The sequence below is a fragment of the Arthrobacter sp. E44 genome (assembly GCF_041877125.1).
Classification (GTDB): Bacteria; Actinomycetota; Actinomycetes; order Actinomycetales; family Micrococcaceae; genus Arthrobacter.
Genome location: NZ_JBHDJA010000002.1, coordinates 330,907 through 348,255, shown reverse-complemented (window position 1 = coordinate 348,255; position 17,349 = coordinate 330,907). Strand labels below are relative to the sequence as shown.

General features: G+C 65.6%; 16 protein-coding genes. 6 read left to right on the top strand and 10 right to left on the bottom strand.

Going from position 1 to position 17,349, the window contains the following annotated elements; all coding sequences use genetic code 11:
• Positions 1–139: 139 nt before the first annotated feature.
• Together ACETK3_RS03710 and ACETK3_RS03705 are read right to left on the bottom strand one after the other, a co-directional pair.
• Positions 140–1,252, bottom strand: a complete 1,113-nt coding sequence (locus tag ACETK3_RS03710) for an App1 family protein (protein WP_236799641.1) — start codon at positions 1,250–1,252, stop codon at positions 140–142.
• Positions 1,253–1,288: 36 nt separating this feature from the next.
• Complete coding sequence (locus ACETK3_RS03705; protein ID WP_236799640.1) at positions 1,289–2,020, bottom strand: DUF72 domain-containing protein; 732 nt, start codon at positions 2,018–2,020, stop codon at positions 1,289–1,291.
• Positions 2,021–2,084: 64 nt separating this feature from the next.
• On the opposite strand from ACETK3_RS03705, the gene ACETK3_RS03700 reads away from it, so the two are divergent.
• From ACETK3_RS03700 to ACETK3_RS03690, 3 genes are all read left to right on the top strand, one after another.
• On the top strand, positions 2,085–3,893 hold the full coding sequence (locus tag ACETK3_RS03700) for a glycoside hydrolase family 15 protein (RefSeq protein WP_237428949.1): 1,809 nt from the start codon (positions 2,085–2,087) through the stop codon (positions 3,891–3,893).
• Between the two features lie 114 nt (positions 3,894–4,007).
• The gene (locus ACETK3_RS03695) at positions 4,008–4,298 is read left to right on the top strand and encodes a hypothetical protein (protein ID WP_236799638.1); all 291 of its coding nucleotides are present in this window, start codon (positions 4,008–4,010) and stop codon (positions 4,296–4,298) included.
• The gene (locus ACETK3_RS03690) at positions 4,298–5,011 is read left to right on the top strand and encodes an HAD family hydrolase (RefSeq protein ID WP_236799637.1); all 714 of its coding nucleotides are present in this window, start codon (positions 4,298–4,300) and stop codon (positions 5,009–5,011) included. Before ACETK3_RS03695 ends, ACETK3_RS03690 begins: the two co-directional genes overlap by 1 nt.
• 17 nt (positions 5,012–5,028) lie before the next feature.
• Here ACETK3_RS03690 and ACETK3_RS03685 read toward each other — a convergent pair whose 3' ends face one another.
• The gene (locus tag ACETK3_RS03685) at positions 5,029–5,277 is read right to left on the bottom strand and encodes a hypothetical protein (RefSeq protein ID WP_236799636.1); all 249 of its coding nucleotides are present in this window, start codon (positions 5,275–5,277) and stop codon (positions 5,029–5,031) included.
• A gap of 198 nt (positions 5,278–5,475) precedes the next feature.
• On the opposite strand from ACETK3_RS03685, the gene ACETK3_RS03680 reads away from it, so the two are divergent.
• Positions 5,476–6,657: a zinc-dependent alcohol dehydrogenase gene (locus ACETK3_RS03680; protein WP_237428948.1), complete on the top strand. Its 1,182-nt coding sequence runs from the start codon at positions 5,476–5,478 to the stop codon at positions 6,655–6,657.
• A gap of 82 nt (positions 6,658–6,739) precedes the next feature.
• On the opposite strand, the gene ACETK3_RS03675 is transcribed toward ACETK3_RS03680, so the two are convergent.
• The 4 genes from ACETK3_RS03675 to ACETK3_RS03660 are packed head-to-tail and all read right to left on the bottom strand — an operon-like array spanning position 6,740 to position 11,930.
• Positions 6,740–7,552, bottom strand: a complete 813-nt coding sequence (locus ACETK3_RS03675) for a bifunctional allantoicase/(S)-ureidoglycine aminohydrolase (RefSeq protein WP_236799634.1) — start codon at positions 7,550–7,552, stop codon at positions 6,740–6,742.
• A gap of 15 nt (positions 7,553–7,567) precedes the next feature.
• Positions 7,568–8,842 (bottom strand): aldolase, encoded by a 1,275-nt coding sequence (locus ACETK3_RS03670; RefSeq protein ID WP_237428947.1) that lies wholly within the window; start codon positions 8,840–8,842, stop codon positions 7,568–7,570.
• Position 8,843: 1 nt separating this feature from the next.
• Positions 8,844–10,442: a malate synthase A gene (gene aceB, locus ACETK3_RS03665; RefSeq protein ID WP_236820481.1), complete on the bottom strand. Its 1,599-nt coding sequence runs from the start codon at positions 10,440–10,442 to the stop codon at positions 8,844–8,846.
• A gap of 36 nt (positions 10,443–10,478) precedes the next feature.
• Positions 10,479–11,930: an NAD-dependent malic enzyme gene (locus tag ACETK3_RS03660; protein ID WP_236799631.1), complete on the bottom strand. Its 1,452-nt coding sequence runs from the start codon at positions 11,928–11,930 to the stop codon at positions 10,479–10,481.
• 220 nt (positions 11,931–12,150) lie between these two features.
• Between ACETK3_RS03660 and ACETK3_RS03655 the strand changes: the two genes are divergently transcribed.
• Entirely contained in the window at positions 12,151–12,906 is a 756-nt protein-coding gene (locus ACETK3_RS03655; RefSeq protein WP_236799630.1) for an IclR family transcriptional regulator, read from the top strand.
• A gap of 104 nt (positions 12,907–13,010) precedes the next feature.
• Here ACETK3_RS03655 and ACETK3_RS03650 read toward each other — a convergent pair whose 3' ends face one another.
• Complete coding sequence (locus ACETK3_RS03650; protein WP_237428946.1) at positions 13,011–14,516, bottom strand: nucleobase:cation symporter-2 family protein; 1,506 nt, start codon at positions 14,514–14,516, stop codon at positions 13,011–13,013.
• A gap of 127 nt (positions 14,517–14,643) precedes the next feature.
• Complete coding sequence (gene pucL, locus ACETK3_RS03645) at positions 14,644–15,552, bottom strand: factor-independent urate hydroxylase (RefSeq protein ID WP_236799628.1); 909 nt, start codon at positions 15,550–15,552, stop codon at positions 14,644–14,646.
• Between the two features lie 349 nt (positions 15,553–15,901).
• On the opposite strand from pucL, the gene ACETK3_RS03640 reads away from it, so the two are divergent.
• The gene (locus ACETK3_RS03640) at positions 15,902–16,084 is read left to right on the top strand and encodes a hypothetical protein (protein ID WP_236799627.1); all 183 of its coding nucleotides are present in this window, start codon (positions 15,902–15,904) and stop codon (positions 16,082–16,084) included.
• Between the two features lie 19 nt (positions 16,085–16,103).
• On the opposite strand, the gene ligD is transcribed toward ACETK3_RS03640, so the two are convergent.
• Complete coding sequence (gene ligD / locus ACETK3_RS03635; protein WP_237428945.1) at positions 16,104–17,342, bottom strand: non-homologous end-joining DNA ligase; 1,239 nt, start codon at positions 17,340–17,342, stop codon at positions 16,104–16,106.
• Positions 17,343–17,349: the final 7 nt, after the last annotated feature.

The window sequence follows — 17,349 nt, the reverse complement described above, 5'->3', positions numbered from 1 at the left end:
GGAGTCAGCCGGGCATTACGGTGGGACATGAAGACCTCTTAGTCGTTGGCTGTGTGTGGTAACCACCAACCTAAGAGGTCTTCACCTATTCACGATGTAACCAACGTCCTGACTCAGTACACCTAGGGACCGGGGGGTGTCAGCCCCGGAGCAGGTCCAGCATGGCGAGCTGCTTTGCGATGCCGGCGCCGTCGGGGGAATAGATCCAGGGCACCCTTGAGGTGCTGTGGTCCCCGTCTTCGGAGTGGCCGCCGGCGAAGACCGACTCGCTGACGGACAGTTGACGAATGGCGATCGCCGCAACCTTGTCCGGGTTCTCAGCCGCGAAGGCGGAGTAGATGGCCTCGTCGTGCTGGCCGTTGTCGCCGATCAGGAGCCACCGCATGTCCGGAAACTCCTGCGCCAGCCGCTCCAGGTTCCGGTGCTTGTGGTCCTGCCCGCTGCGGAACCAGCGGTCCTGGGTGAGCCCCCAGTCCGTCAACAGCAGCGCGCCCTTGGGGTACATGTTGCGGGTCAGGAACCGTGCCAGCGTGGGGGCGGCGTTCCAGGGCCCGGTGGACAGGTAGATGATCGGGGCTTCAGGGTGCTCGATGGTCAGCCTGTCCAGCAGCACGGCCATGCCCGGGGTGGCCATGCGGGCGCGTTCGCTGAGCACGAAGGTATTCCACAGCGCCAGGAAGGGCCGGGGCAGGGCTGTGACCATCACGGTGTCGTCGATGTCGGAGACGATGCCGAATTCCACTCCGGGGGCGATCACCTGGATCAGTGCCTCTGCCGGCTCGGTACCCTCCGCGCGGAGCACTGCGGTGTGCCAGCCGGGGGAGAGCTTGACATCCACCTCGGTGTCGATCAGCCCGCCCCGGTCCGCCGTGACGTGGGTGACCACGTCCCCGATGGTGATTTCGACGTCGCTGTACTGCAGCGGCACCCCGGTGAAGGCGCGCCAGCCGCGGACGTTCTGGTTGCCGTTTTTCGCTTGGTGCTCCGCCTTGCTGCCCGGCTGCGGCTTCTGCGTCAGCAGCACCCGCCCCAACACCCGCACCCGGGTGGTGGAACCGTAACCCTGGTAGGCGATGGTCTGCGGCACGAACTTCCACCGTTGGGCGAGCTGGATCCTGACGTCATTGAGAGCGTCGGACAGCCGGTGTGCCAGCCGGAAGAACTGGCCTCCGGAAAGCGCAACGCGGCCCTTGGTGTTGTCCCGGGGCGGGCGTGCCGTGTCATGGGCGGGGTTCTGCGGAGCCGTGTCCATGGCACCACTCTGCCACAGGCCGGCCCCGGGCAGGCATCAGCCGTTGCCCAGGATCCCGCGCAGGGTCTGGGCGTTCCGCACCGCGTTCCCGCCGCCGTCGTTATTGAAGTAGGCGTACACGTCGACGCCGGCGCTGTCCCACTCCCGGATCCTGTCCGCCCACCAGTGCATGTCCGCGTCTGAGTAGGAGCCGCCGTACAGGTGCTCCTGGTCCGGTCCGTGCAGCCGGATGTACGTGAATGGCGCAGTGGTGCGCAGGATGCAGGGCAGGTTGGCGCCGCTCATGATGCAGTACGCCGCCTGGTGGCGCTCCAGCAGCTCAAATACCTCCGGGCAGTCCCAGGTGGGGTGCCGGAACTCAACGGCAACCCTGATCCAGGACGGCAGCACGGCCAGGAAATAGTCCAGCCTCGCATCGTCCCGCGCCAGTTGCGGAGGCAGCTGGACCAGGAGCACGGCGCGTTTGTCCCCGAGCTCATGCCAGCACCTGGCGATGCGCTCCACCCAGACTTCGGGGGAGTACAGCTTGCGGGCGTGGGTCAGGCCGCGGGGAGCCTTGACGGACATGCTGAACCCTGGCGGCAGGCGCCTGTTCCAGCCAGCGAAAGTGGTGTCCCGCGGCCACCGGTAAAAGCTGGCATTCAGTTCAACCGTGCTGAACCTGGAGACGTAGCACTGGAGCCGGTCCCGGACGGGCAGTCCGGGCGGGTACAGCACGTTCTCCCAGTGGTCGTAACTCCATCCGGAGGTGCCAATGTGGATTGCCATTTGCCTCAGGCTACACCCGGACATTTCCCCTTCCATTGCGGACTCTGTGTGGCAGGGTACTGTCATGGTGCGAATTGAGGATTATGCGGTGGTTGGCGACCTTCACACCGGGGCCCTGATCAGCAAGGACGGCTCGATCGACTGGCTCTGCCTGCCGCGGTTCGATTCCCCTGCGTGCTTCAACGCGCTGCTGGACACCCCGGACGCGGGCCGCTGGCTGCTGGCGCCCGTGGGTGGAGGTGCCTGCACGCGCCGCAGCTACCGGGACGGCAGCCTGGTCCTGGACACCGAGTGGGACACGGCGGATGGAACCGTGCGCGTTACCGACTTCATGCCGCCCCGCGACTCCGTGGCTGACATCGTCCGGATCGTGGAAGGCGTCAGCGGCAGCGTCAAAATGCACGGGGAGCTGATCCTGAGGTTCGACTACGGCCACATCATTCCGTGGGTCCGCAAGGACAAGCGCGGGCTGCACGCCATTGCGGGGCCGGACGCCGTCTACCTCGTGACCCCCGCACCCCTGCACGGGGAAAACATGCATACCGTCAGCGACTTCACCGTGAACGCCGGCGACAAAGTCCCGTTCGTACTGACCTGGGCGCCCAGCCACGTGGGCAGGCCCGTCTCCGTGGATGCCGAGGACGTCCTGGCGAGCACCTTTGAATTCTGGCGGGGCTGGTCCTCGCAATGCACCGTGGAGGGGAAATACCAGGACGCGGTGGTGCGCTCCCTGATTACGCTCAAGGCACTGACCTACGCCCCAACCGGGGGCATCGTAGCCGCGGTCACCACCTCCCTTCCCGAGCAGCCCGGCGGCCAGCGCAACTGGGACTACCGCTACTGCTGGCTGCGGGATGCCGCCATGACCCTGCAGGCGCTCCTGGCCGCGGGGTACACCGCCGAGGCCGCCGCGTGGCGGGACTGGCTGCTCCGCGCGGTTGCCGGCGACCCCGCCGACCTGCAGATCATGTACGGGATCCACGGTGAACGGCGGCTGCCGGAAATGGAGCTGCCCTGGCTGAAGGGCTATGAGAACTCGGTTCCCGTGCGGATCGGAAACGCGGCGGCCGAGCAGTTCCAGCTGGACGTGTGGGGCGAGGTCCTGGACTGCCTGGCGCTGACCCGGAACTCGCTGCTGAAGCATACCGACGAGGCTTGGGACGTGCAGATCGCGCTGATGGAACACCTGGAAACCATCTGGGACCAGCCGGACAACGGGCTCTGGGAAATGCGGGGGCCCCGCCGGCACTTTACCCATTCCAAGGTCATGGCCTGGGTGGCGGCCGACCGGATGGTGAAGGGCGTCCGCGAGTCCGGCCTGCCGGGTCCGGTGGAGCGCTGGGAAGCGCTGCGGGACCAGATCCGCGCGGACATCATGGCCAACGGTTTTGACGCCGAGCGCAATACGTTCGTCCAGTCCTACGGCCGGCCCGAGCTGGATGCGAGCCTGCTGCTGATTCCCAGGGTGGGATTCCTGCCCAACGACGACCCCAAGGTCATCGGCACCATCGAGGCCATCCAACGGGAGCTGACCCAGGACGGGTTCGTGCTGCGGTACAAACCGCAAGAGAGCGACGACGGCCTTCCGGGCGACGAGGGCGTCTTCCTGGCCTGCTCGTTCTGGATGGTTGAGGCGCTCCTGGGTGCCGGGCGCCATGAGGAATCGCGTGAACTCTTCGAACGGCTGCTGGAACTGCGTAATGATGTGGGGCTGCTGAGTGAGGAATGGGCGGTCAAGGCAGGCCGCCAGCTGGGTAATACACCGCAGGCATTCAGCCACTTCGCCCTTGTGACTAGCGCTCTGGAGCTACATCAGGATACCGTTCGGCGCAGTGACATCCCTCTTCCATCTGCAAGGGCGGATTCGCGCTGAGGCGGCGCGGACCAGGGCTGGAACTTCTCCTTCGCGCGATAGATAAGTATACTTACTAACACCTCATGGAGTGCTCCCAAGCACAGCGCCGTGATTGATGGAGGAGTGATTGTTATGGCCGGATTTTTTGAGCTCGTCGATGCCCCTGACGGTGGATACCGGATCAGGATGATGGACGGAAGCGGGAACCTGATGGCCATCTCGGTGACCTTCCCAACCAAAAGGGCAGCTGTGGCAGGCGTCGCCATGGCCCGCGAAATCGCCGGCACCGGCCTCATTCGGGACAAGAGCCTGGACGGCGCCGGGTCCGTCATCCGTGACCGCGTGCGGCCCGTCAGTTCCCCCAAGGATGAAGCGGCCAAGCGGAAAAAGGCGCCGGATGTACGACGGGCAGCGGTGGGCTGATGACTGAGTCCACGACACCCCCTGACGGTGTCCGCCGGGGGGTCCTCTTTGACGTTGACGGCACCCTGATCGACTCGTCCTACATCCACACCATCTCCTGGTGGGGTGCCTTCCGCCAATACGGGCACGATGTGTCCATGGCGGCCATCCACCAGCTCGTGGGCATGGGCGGTGCCCGCTTGGTGGACAACCTGCTGCCGTCCGGCCGCGACCGTGACGAGGACGAGGACATCATGGCCAGCCACGGTGCACTGTACGCTTCGCACTGGCCCTCGCTCCGTCCCTTGGACGGGGCCAAAGAATTGTTGGGCCAGTGCCATGCCGGCGGGTTGGCCGTGGCACTTGCCTCCTCGGCCCGGGAGCGGGATCTGCAGGTCATGCGGTCCGTCCTGGATGCAGACGCCTTTATCGATGCCGCTACCAGCGCCAACGATGCGAAGGAAAGCAAGCCGGCGCCTGACATCCTCGAGGCGGCCCTCGAATCTGCCGGCGTGGACGCGGCGCACGCGGTCTATGTCGGCGACGCCGTGTGGGACATGAAGGCGGCCGGAGCCCTGGGGATCCCGGCCATAGGAGTCACCTGCGGGGGCATCCAGGCCGCGCAACTGCGCGAGGCGGGCGCCGTCGAGGTTTATGAAGGGCCGCGCGACCTACTGGAGAACCTTGCCTCCAGCGCCATCGGCCGCTTGCTTGCACTGCAGCCGAATCCCTGAAACCGGCTAGCACCGGTTCACAGCGGCTGGCCGCCTGGCACTGAATCCTCATCGCCCGCGATGGCCGGCTTCGGCCAGGACACCACTACCACCACCGAGCCGTCATCGTTCCGCTTGATGTCCGTGGCCACCTCGGCCGCGGGCGCGCCCATCTCCTCTACCCGCCTCCGGTAGGTGCTGACCAGCTCCGTCAGGCTTTCCTCCGTCCATTCGCCAGGGCGCATGCGGGTGGAGATCTCGACCGGTTCCGGCTGGTACAGCGACATGGCGTTCCTCTTTCGGGTGCTCTTCTTGGTGTTCCGGGACTCTCCCTACGCTAGAAGCAGCGGACGGCCGCTACAAGCTTTTAGTCAGCATGCTTACTTTTTTCCCTCAAAACCGATACGGTCGAAGAAAGGGTGCCTCCGGGTGCCCTGCCCCGCCCAAGGAGACCTCCACGGGCAAAGCAGAGCGAAAGGGAGACTGTGAAAGCACTGACGTGGCAAGGAAAACGGTCGGTAAGCGTAGAAGAAGTACCTGATCCCGTTATCCAGGAACCGACGGATGCAATCGTACGGATCACCTCCACCGCCATCTGCGGCTCGGACCTGCACCTCTACGAGGTCCTGGGCCCGTACATGCACAAGGGTGACGTCATTGGCCACGAGCCGATGGGCATCGTGGAAGAAGTGGGCAGCGGCGTCACCAACCTCCGCAAGGGCGACCGCGTGGTGATTCCCTTCAACATCTCCTGCGGCTCCTGCTACATGTGCAAGCTGGGGCTGCAGTCCCAGTGCGAGGTAACCCAGGTCAAGGAAAAGGGATCCGGCGCCGCCCTCTTCGGCTACTCAGAGCTGTACGGGTCCGTTCCCGGCGGCCAGGCCGAGTACCTGCGGGTGCCGCACGCCGACTACGGACCGGTCAAGGTGGGCAACGAGCTTCCGGACGAACGCTACCTGTTCCTCTCCGATATCCTGCCCACCGCCTGGCAGGCAGTGGAATACGCCGACGTCCCGGCAGGCGGTACCTTGGCCGTGTTCGGCCTTGGCCCGGTTGGCCAGTTCGCCGGCCGGATCGGCGTCCACCTCGGGTTCCGCGTCATCGGTATTGACCCCGTTCCGGAGCGCCGGGAGATGGCTGCGCGGCACGGGGTGGAAACGCTGGACTTGAGCAAGACCATCGGCGACGAACTCCGCGAAATGACCGGGGGCCGGGGCCCGGACGCGGTGGTTGACGCCGTCGGAATGGAAGCCCACGGCTCGCCTATGGCCGGCTTCGCCCACCAGGCGCTGGGGCTCCTGCCGGACAAGCTGGCCCAGAAGGCTATGGAGACCGGCGGCGTGGACCGGCTGGCAGCGCTGCACGCTTCGGTCGACGCTGTGCGCCGAGGCGGCACGCTGTCCCTGAGCGGTGTGTACGGCGGCACGGCCAGCCCCATGCCGCTGCTCACCATGTTCGACAAGCAGCTGCAGGTGCGCATGGGGCAGTGCAACGTGCGGAACTGGACGGACGCCATCCTTCCCCTTGTGGAGGACGACGCCGATCCGCTGGGTGTGATGGACCTGGTCACCCATCGTGCGGGCCTGGAAGGCGCGCCCGCTCTGTATGAGAAGTTCCAGAAGAAGGAAGACGGCTGCATCAAGGTGGTCCTCAACCCGGGCGCCTAAGCGTTCCCCAACAGCACTAAAAAAGCAGGGGCCGTTATGGAATTCCATAACGGCCCCTGCTGCTGCCCGAACGCACAAATGGCTAGGTCAGCTTCACCTGCCGGTTCATGTCCTTGTACAGCAGGTAGCGGAACTCGCCGGGGCCGCCGGCGTAGCAGGCCTGCGGGCAGAAGGCGCGCAGCCACATGAAGTCGCCGGCCTCCACCTCAACCCAGTCGTTGTTCAGCAGGTACATGGCCTTGCCCTCCAGGACGAACAGGCCATGCTCCATCACGTGCGTTTCCGGGAACGGGATGACGCCGCCGGGCTGGAACGTCACGATGTTCACTTGCATGTCGTGGGCCAGGTCGCTCGAGTCGGTGAAGCGGGTGGTCTTCCAGACGTCATTGGTGTCCGGCATTGAGGTCGGCTCCACGTCCTTTTCATTGGTGACAAAGGACTTGGCCTCGTATCCCTCGAGCCGCTCGTAGGCCTTGCGGATCCAGTGGAAGGAGACGATATCCTCGGAGACGTTCTCCAGGCCCCACTGCGCTCCGGCGGCCAGGTAGGCGTAGCCGCCTTCCTCGAGCTTGTGCAGTTCGCCGTCAAGGGTCAGGTTGACGGTTCCCTGCGTGACGAAAATGACGCCCTCCACGCCTTCTTCGAATTCGGCGCGGGGTGCCCCGCCGCCCGGTCCGATCTCCACGATCAGCTGCGAGAACGTGGTGGCGAAGCCGGAGATGGGGCGGGCGATGATCCACGACCGGGTGTTGGCGAAGCCCGGCAGGTTGGAGGTGACGATGTCCGTCAGCACGCCCTTGGGGATGACGGTGTAGGCCTCGGTGACGATGGCGCGTTCGGTGGTGAGGTGGGTCTGCGGCGGCAGGCCGCCGGTGGGGGTGTAGTACTTGCCCATGAAGGGGTCCTTTGCTTAGGAGTTGGAAGTGGTGGCCAGCCGCGGGTGCGCCAGCGCGGTGAGCTGCGGAATTCCGACGCCGGCAAGCGCCTGGACCTCCTCGCCACCAACAGCGCCGCACTGGACGCCGCGGAGCACGAAGGCGGCAAGGGCGCGGGCGGTGGCGGGCTCGTCCATCACGCCGCCTTCGGTCCGCTCCACGTAGTTGCGCAGGCGGGCCGCGGCGGCCGGGAGGCCTTCACGGTAGAAGGCGTAGGTGGCAGCGAAGCGGCTGGGCAGCTGGGCCGGATGCAGGTCCCAGCCCTGGTAATAGCCGCGCTCCAGCGACCGGCGGACCAGGCGGCCGTGCAGCTGCCAGGCGTTCTCCACGTTGTCGCCCACCGGGATGATGTTGGTGGAACCATCGGAGAGCCGGATGCCCGTGCCGGCCACGGCCAGCTGCATGACCTCCTTGGCGAAGTCCGCCACGGGGTGCTCCATGGACTGGTATTCGGCGGAGATCTGCAGGGACGCGGAGTAGTCGTAGGTGCCGTAGTGCAGGCCGCTGATCCGGCCGGGCACGGCGTGCGGCAGCTGCGCCACCGGCGATGTGCCTTCCGGGCCAAGGATCAGCTGCGGGGTTTCCACCTGCACCTCGAACCGGAGGCGGCCGGCGGGAAGTCCGTGGACTTCCTCCAGCCGCGACACGGCAAAGTCCATGGCCTTCACCTGCGCCACCCTGGTGACCTTGGGCAGGGTCAGGACCAGGCCTTCGGGGAGTTCACCGGCCGTGGCCAGGCCGGAGACAAACAGGTCCAGGGTCCGCAGGCCGCGGGCCCGGGTGGGGGCCTCAAAGCACTTGAACCGGATGCCGATGAACGGCGGAGCGGAGCCCGCCGCGACTGCCTGGGCCACCGTGGAAGCCGCGGCAACCGCGGCGGCGTCCTCGGCGTCGTCGCCCCTGTCCCCAAAGCCGTCCTCAAAGTCCAGGCGCAGGTCCTCGATCGGCTCGGCTGCCAGCTTTGCGGCAACCCGTCCGGCGACTGCCTCGGCGAGGCTGGCTTCCTGGCCCAGGAGCCGGCCCAGCTTTTCGAACCCGCCGTGGGCTTCCACCGTCGTGGCTGCCTGGGCGCCCCAGTCGGCAGCGAACGACGGCGTGAACCGGTCCGCCGGCACGTACACCGTGTGCACGGGCTGGCGGGAGCCGTCGTCGCCCGGGTAGTTCTGCTCCAGCAACCGGTCCGTGGCGGCAAGTTGCCCGTCGATGGCGGCCAGGTCCCCTGCGGAGAGCGAGGGTTTAGGTGTTGCCATCTCAGCCCACCAGCTCGTAGGCGGGGGTGGTCAGGAAGTCCGTGTAGTCATCGGACAGGCAGATGTCCGCGATCAGTTCGCTGGCCGGCTGGTAGTAGCGGCGGAACGCTTCGTCGCCGAACTCGGTGCGGAGCCGCTCGGTTTCCTCGCCCAGGACCCGCTCCACCAGTTCCTTGGTCACGGTGTTGCCGGAGTCGGCCAGGATGGACTTGTTGCGGATCTGCTGCCACACCTGGGAACGGGAGATCTCCGCAGTGGCGGCATCTTCCATCAGGTTGTGGATGGCCACGGCGCCGTTTCCGGACAGCCACACCGCCGTGTAGGCGACGGCTACGTACAGGTTCAGCCGCAGTCCGGCCTCGGTGACCTGGCCGTCGGCGGACTGGACGTCCAGCAGCTGCTCCGCCGTCACGGAAACCTCGGGCCGCTGCTTGTCCACCTGGTTGGGCTTGTCACCCAGCACGGAGTCGAAGACTTCGCGGCAGGTGGGGACCAGGTCCGGGTGGGCAACCCAGGAACCGTCGAAGCCGTCGTTTGCCTCGCGGGTCTTGTCCGCACGCACCTTTTCGAAAGCTGCCGCGGTGACTTCCGGGTGGCGCCGGTTGGGGATGACCGCTGCCATGCCGCCCATGGCGAAGGCGCCGCGCTTGTGGCAGGTCTTCACCAGGAGTTCGGTGTAGGCACGCATGAACGGGGCGGTCATCACCACGGACGCGCGGTCCGGCAGGACGAATTCCTCGCCGGCGTCGCGGAAGTACTTGATGATGCTGAACAGGTAGTCCCAGCGGCCGGCATTCAGTCCGGAGGCGTGGTCCCGCAGTTCGTACAGGATCTCGTCCATCTCGAAGGCGGCCGGGATGGTTTCGATCAGCACGGTGGCGCGGATGGTGCCCTGGTTCAGGCCCAGGTAGTCCTGCGCGAACACGAACACGTCGTTCCACAGACGCGCCTCGAGGTGGCTCTCCATCTTGGGCAGGTAGTAGTACGGGCCCTGTCCGTTGAGCACCAGCTGTTTGGCGATGTGGAAGAAATGCAGCCCAAAGTCCACCAGCGCGCCCACGGCCGGTTCACCGTTGATCAGCAGGTGCTTTTCCTGCATGTGCCAGCCGCGGGGGCGGGCCACTACGACGGCGAGCGGTGCGTCGGTTCGGAGGCGGTACTCCTTGCCTTCCTCCGAGGTGAAGCTGAGGGTACCCTGGGCCGCGTCGCGGAGGTTCAGGATGGCGTCGATGACGTTGGCCCAGGTGGGCGTGCTGGCGTCCTCAAGGTCCGCCAGCCACACCTTGGCGCCGGAGTTCAGGGCGTTGATGGCCATCTTTGCCGGCGACGCGGGTCCGGTCATCTCCACGCGGCGGTCCTGCAAAGCCGCCGGTGCCGGCGCAACCTTCCAGTCGCCGTCGCGCACGTCCTTGGTCTCCGGCAGGAAGTCCAGCTTGCCGGTCTCGGCTACCCGCTGCCGCTTGACGGCGCGGGCCGCCAGGAGCTCGTTGCGGGTACCCGCGAACCGGTTGTGGAGCTCTTCCACGAAGGCCAGTGCCTTGGGCGTGAGGATCTCCTCCGCGCGGTCGATCGGCCGGGGATCTGTGACGGTGATGGCCATTTCTGGTCCTTTCCTTGGGCTGGGAAGTCGGGCGGGTCAGGCGGAGGCGAGTGCCGGCACTGATTCCTTGGCAGAGTCGGCCGATTCGGCGGCCGTTGCAACGTTTGAGGCCTGGGCTGCGGCCGCTACGGCCGCTGCGACGTCGGCGGTCACATGGGGGTCGAAAATGCTCGGAATGATGTAGCTCGCATTGAGCTCATTATCATTCACGCGGTTTGCGATTGCCTCGGCGGCAGCCACCAGCATTTCCGGCGTGATGTCGCTTGCGCCGACATCAAGGAGCCCGCGGAAGAGGCCGGGGAAGGCAAGGACATTGTTGATCTGGTTGGGGAAGTCGCTGCGGCCGGTGGCCACGACGGCGGCGTGCCGGGAGGCAACGGCGGGGTCCACCTCGGGGGTGGGGTTGGCCATGGCGAACACGATGGCGTCCTTGGCCATGGATGCAATGTGCTCTTCGCCAAGGATGTTCGGGGCGGAGACGCCGATGAAGACATCGGCACCCGCCAGGGCCTCGTGCAGGCTGCCGGCGAAGCCTTCCTGGTTGGTGTTGTCCGCGATCCAGGTGCGGTGGGGATCGTTGTAGGTCTCGCCCTTGTGGATGGCGCCGGAGCGGCCGGCGGCCACGATGTGCCGGGCGCCCTGGGCTTTGAGCAGCTGGATGATGGCAGAACCGGCGGCGCCGACGCCGGACACCACGATCTTGACGTCCGCGATCTTCTTGTCCACTACGCGCAGGGCGTTGACCAGGGCTGCCAGGGTCACGATGGCCGTGCCGTGCTGGTCATCATGGAAGACCGGGATGTCCAGTTCCTCGCGCAGGCGGGCCTCGATCTCGAAGCAGCGCGGAGCAGCGATGTCCTCCAGGTTCACCCCGCCGAAGACGGGTGCCAGGAGCTTGACCGTGCGGATGATTTCCTCGGTGTCCTGGGTGTCCAGGCAGACCGGCCAGGCGTCCACGTTGGCAAACTGCTTGAAGAGTGCGGCTTTGCCTTCCATGACCGGGAGCGCGGCTGCGGGACCGATGTTGCCCAGGCCCAGCACCGCGGAGCCGTCGGTGACCACTGCCACCGTGTTGCGCTTGACCGTCAGGTTGCGGGCAGCGGCAGGGTCCTCGGCGATGGCCAGGCAGACGCGGGCGACGCCCGGCGTGTAGGCACGGGAGAGATCGTCGCGGTTGCGCAGCGGGACCTTGGGGACCACCTCGAGCTTGCCGCCGAGGTGCATCAGGAAGGTGCGGTCCGAGACGTGCTGGACCGTAACGCCGTCGAGCGCGTTGAGGGCGTCCTTGACGCGTGCGGCGTGGTCGTCGTCGGTGGTGTTGCAGGTGACGTCAACGACGAGGGTTTCGTGGTGGGACTCCGTGACGTCCAGTGCGGTGATGGCCGCGCCGGCTGCTCCGACGGCTGCGGCAAGTTCGCTGGTGGCGCTGAAGCTTGAAGGCGCTTCCACGCGCAGGGTGATCGAATTTCCGGGGCTGGGGTTCGCCATTGAATGTCCTCCTGTTAGGCCTGGTCGGGCTTCTACTCTAATCCGAATATTTTCGTATTATGGATATTATTATCTACTTTATGGAAATACAAGCCCTGCGAATGCGACTGTCCCTGCGCGTCGCGGTGGCGCTTGCCGTGCTGTATGTTGGGTGTTCTAAGCAACTCTTTTCACGATGCGGATAAGAGTTGTCGGATTCCGAGCCATAGGAGACAACGGAATGGCAGAAAAAGCCTCTGGCGGGGTGCAGTCGGTGGAGCGCGTCTTCGAACTGCTCGAGCTCATCACCGATGCCGGCGGCGACGTCACCCTCAGCGAGCTGTCGTCCTCGACAGACCTGCCGCTGCCCACCATCCACCGCCTGCTCCGCACCCTGGTGTCGCTTGGCTACATCCGCCAGCTGCCCAACCGGCGCTACGCGCTGGGCCCCCGGCTCATCCGCCTTGGCGAGGGTGCGAACAAGCAGCTCGGAGCCTTGGCCCAGCCCCAGTTGAAGATGCTGGTGGACCGGCTGGGGGAGACCTCCAACATGGCCGTGCTGGACTCGGACATGGTGATCTACGTGGCCCAGGTGCCATCGCTGCACTCCATGCGCATGTTCACCGAAGTGGGCCGCCGCGCCCATACCCATGCCACCGGCGTGGGCAAGGCCATCCTGGCCCAGCTCGACGACGACACCGTGCGCGGCATCGTTGCCCGCGCCGGCATGCCCACCCCCACCGCCAAGAGCATCGGCGACGTGGAGGAACTCCTGGCCGACCTCAAGCTCATCCGCGAGCGTGGCTACTCCATCGACGAGGAGGAACAGGAACTCGGCGTCCGCTGCTTCGCCATGGCGGTACCCAACGCCCCCACGCCCAGTGCGATTTCCGTTTCCGGGCCGGTATCCCGGGTGGATGAAGACTTCGCCGACAAAGCTGTGCCCATCCTGCGGGAGGCCGCCGAGGCCATCTCCCGCGAGCTCAACCGCACCTGAGGCAGCGACGCGGCGTCCCGCCGTCGTCCTTAACCCGCGAGATGGCAGTTCGCGGCAATGTTCCTGGGGAACACTGCCGTGAACTGCCATCTCGCGTTGGTCACTCAGTGCTCTGATGCCTTCTCGGATGACTGGACCGGTACTTCCTTGCCGTCGCAGTCGATGAGCTTGCCGTTCTCGAACCGGTCACCCTCGGCCAGGCAGCGCAGGTCCTCGGCGCGTACCAGGCGTTCGGTACCGGCGACGAACACGGACTGGTTATCAGAGTTGCCGGCCTTGAGGTGGTTGAACAGCAGGTTCAGCAGGATGGCCATGACGGCCGCGGAGCTTATGCCGGAGTGGAAGATGGTGCCGAACCAGGACGGGAACTGGTCGTAGAAGGTGGGCGCGGCGATGGGGATCATCCCGAAGCCGATGGAAGCGGCCACCACGATCAGGTTCATGTTGTTTTTGTAGTCGACCTTGGACAGGGTGCGGATGCCGCTGGCCGCGACGGTGCCGAAGAGTACTACGCCGGCACCGCCCAGGACGGGCGTGGGGACCGCTGCCACCACCCGGCCAAGGACGGGCAGCAGGCCAAGGACCACCAGGATGATGCCGCCGGCGCTGACAACGAACCGGCTCTTGACGCCCGTGATGGCCACCAGCCCCACGTTCTGGGCGAAGGCGCTTTGGGTGAAGGAGTTGAAGAGCGGGGAGACTGCGCTGGAAAGCATGTCCGCCCGCAGGCCGTTGCCGATCCGTTTCGAGTCCACCTTGGTGCCCACGATCTCGCCCACGGCGATGATGTCGGCAGAGGTCTCGGTGAGGGTGACCAGGATGACGATCAGCATGGAGATGATGGCGGCTGCCTCGAACGTAGGCGGTCCGAAGGCGAAGGGGGTGGGGAAGGCGACAATCTCGCCCTGGCCCACCTTGGAGAAGTCGGCCATGCCGAAGACGACTGCGATCACCGTGCCCAGGACCATGGCCAGCAGGATGGACAGCCGGGAAATGGCGGCGCTGCCCACCTTGCTCAGGAGCAGGACGATGCCCATGGTGGCGGCGGCGAGCCCGATGTTCGCCATGCTGCCGTAGTTGGGCGCCTTGTTGTTTCCGCCCATGGCCCAGTTCGCGGCAACCGGCATCAGGGTCAGGCCGATGGTGGTGATCACCGTGCCGGTAACGACTGGCGGGAAGAAGCGGATGATCTTCGAGAACAGGGGAGTGATCAACAGACCGATCAGGGACGCCGCGATGACCGACCCGAAGACGGCCTGGATTCCCCCGCCGCCGTGGACGATGGCCACCATGGTGGAGACCCCCGCGAAGGAGACGCCCTGGACCAGCGGCAGCTGCGAACCGAAGAAGGGGACGCCGACGGTCTGCAGGATGGTGGCCAGGCCGCCGACGAAAAGGCAGGCCGCGATGAGCAGGCCGATGTCCTGGGAGTTCATCCCTGCGGCTGCGCCGATGATCAGGGGAGGGGCGACGATGCCGCCGTACATGGTCAGGACGTGTTGGAAGCCGTAGGCAAACATGCTTCCAATTGGGAGCCGCTGGTCCTCGGGGCGGGCCGGCCGTGCGCCTTTTGCAGCGGCTGCGGCGGCGAGTTTCTTCTTGGTGTTCATGGCAGACTTTCTTGGTTCATGGCAGACGTCATCGTCTGGCTAACTGGTGTCTGGCTAACAGGTGAATCTGTGGGGGTGACGACGGGCCCAACCAGGTAGCTGAGCCCGTCGATGGTGAATCCGGGATTTAGCAGAAGCCCGCGATGCCCGACCAGGCGGTGGGAGCCGGGGCCGCGTCGTCGCGCTGGACGGTGGCCTCGATCAGGCCGTAGGGGCGGTCCGCCGCGAAGAAGACCTCGTTGGGGTTGTCGAGGCCGAACGGTGAGAGGTCCACCAGGAAGTGGTGCTTGTTGGGCATGGAGAACTTGATCTCATCGATTTCGCTGTGTGCTTCAAGCACCTTGGTGCCCATGTCGAACAGGGTCTGCTGGAGGGCGTGGGAGTACTTCTCGGTGAAGCCTTCCAGCAGGAGGCCCTTGACGTCGTCGTAGCTCTTGTTGAAGTCCAGCGTGCTGAAATCGGTGCCGGTCTTGAAGCGCCACCGGGCTGAAACGTCCGTGGCGAGGATGCGGTCGGTGGTCTCGGGCAGCGTGGTGTAGCGGTCCCGGGGGTAGCCGACGAATCCTGACTGGGTGGACTTGAGGACGGTCAGGTCCTTGAGTCCGGAGATCAGGTGGCTCGTGGCACCGTCTCGGACCAGGACGGCGGTCCGGACTTCCTGGCCATTGCGGACGAAGGAGTGGTCGTGTTCGCTGCCGTGGGCCTGGATCCGGTTCCAGGCGTAAGACTCGGCTTCCCAGCGTCCGCCGGTGACCCAGTCGAAGCTGGAGGTGAAGTGCTCACCGAGGCGCAGCAGGAACTGTTCCGGTGACCCGATGCCCTCACGGGCAAAGGCGTAGATGGTGTTCTTCTGGGTGTCGGTGGCCACCACGTGGGCGTTGTCGCCCTCAAGGTGGGCCGCGGCGAAGTCGCCCCGCAGTTGCGAGGTGACGTTCAGGTCTTCGATCTCGTGGCGGTTCGTGTCCCGGGTGATCTTGACGACGCGGACTTCTGCCTTGCCGTACTGGTTTTCGCCGAGGATGATCTTGCTGCTCATGGTCTTTTCCCAACTTCCGGTAAGTGGAACCTAGGTTCCATCACTGAAATTAAGCGCGCGTTTCATGCGCGTTTCCGATGGAGCCGACCCAACAAAAAAGAGCCGGCATCCGTTGATGCCAGCTCATTACGACCCTGCCTGCTGCTCCCAGGTTACGTGACGTGCGCCACGAGTTGCACAACAGCGTACCCCGCAATGGCGGTGGTGTACATCACAGGTGCAAAATTCGGTTTGTGACCGGACTAGGCACTTGGGCCTCGGCAGGGGCTATTGACCCCCCGGCCAACCCAGTTCTAGAATTTCATAAAGCAGAAACAAATTTTCGTACTATGAAAAATAGGAGGCTTCGATGTACCAGCAGGACAGGACCCCGGTCGCGCCACAGCCAGCCGCACCGTCAGCAGTCCAGGAGTTCTACCTTCCCCTCGGCGGCGGTACGGACCCGGACTTCTTCGTTCCGGAGGACCGCGTCCACGAACCCGGCCGCTTTTCGCGGTGGATTTCCGCCCTCCCTGGATTCGGGCGGCGCTAAGACCAGCAGGGAGTTCCGGCTACTCCCGCCCCGGCCACTGCTTTCCGGCCCAGGGATCATAGTCGGCTATGAGCTTCTCCTGCGCCGGGCGTTCGTCTTCGGGAACATGCTGCAGGTTCACCCGCACCCGGTACCAAAGCGAGCTGGACCCGCGCATCCCGTCGACCAGGACATCAGCCGGCTGCAGGGAATTGACGACGGCGGCGTGCCGGGTTTTCCATTCGTCGAGGGCCGCGAGGGCCTCTGGCTTGGTCTTGGTGCGGGCCACCTCGATCAACGGCATCGTGGACTGCCGGCGCCCGGACCCGTTCCCCGCCCGGGGGGCCTTTTCGGCGGGGCCCAGCTCCTTGGCAAGGGCCAGGAGCCCATCCAGCCTGCCCGCAGCGCCGTCAATTTCGGAATGCGGATCACCGATCTGCGCGTACCGTTCGAGGACCGTGCGCATATTGAACTGCTCAGGCCTGGCGGTGCGCATCTCGTCCCACGTCAGCGGCGTCGAAACCCGGGCATCCGGCAACGGCCTCACCGAGTAGGCGGAGGCCACGGTGCGGTCCTTGGCGTTTTGGTTGAAGTCCACGAAGACGCTCTCGCCGCGCTCCTCCTTCCACCACCGTGCGGTGGCCAGTCCGGGAGCGCGGTTCTCCACCTCCCGCGCCAGGGTTTCGGCAGCGAGCCGGACGTCCTTGTAGGACCACTCGGGAGCAATGCGCACCAGGATATGCAGCCCGCGCGAACCGCTCGTCTTCGGCCACCCCACCAGGCCTGCGTCGTCCAGCACCTCCTGCGCCACGTATGCGACGTCCACGATCTGCGACCAGTCCACCCCCGGCATGGGGTCGAGGTCCACCCGCAGCTCGTCCGGGTGTTCAAGGTCCTCCGCGCGGACCGGATGCGGATTCAGGTCCAGGCAGCCGAGGTTGATGACCCATGCCAGACCGGCGGCATCCCGGATCACCGCTTCCTCCGCCGATGTTCCGGACGCGTAGTGCAGCATGGTGGTGTCGATGAACGGCGGGTGGTTTTCCGGCACGCGCTTCTGGAAGAATGGCTCGGCATCGATGCCTTTGGGGAACCGCTTGAGCACCATGGGCCTGCCGCCCGCACCCCTCAGCGCGCCGTCCGCCACCGACAGGTAGTACTGGACCAGGTCCAGTTTGGTCAGCCCTGGCTCCGGGAACACCACTTTGTCCGGGCTGGAGATCCGCACTTCGATCCCATCGATGTCCAGAACCTCGGGTGGCGTCTTTGACGGTGTCATGGCGCCA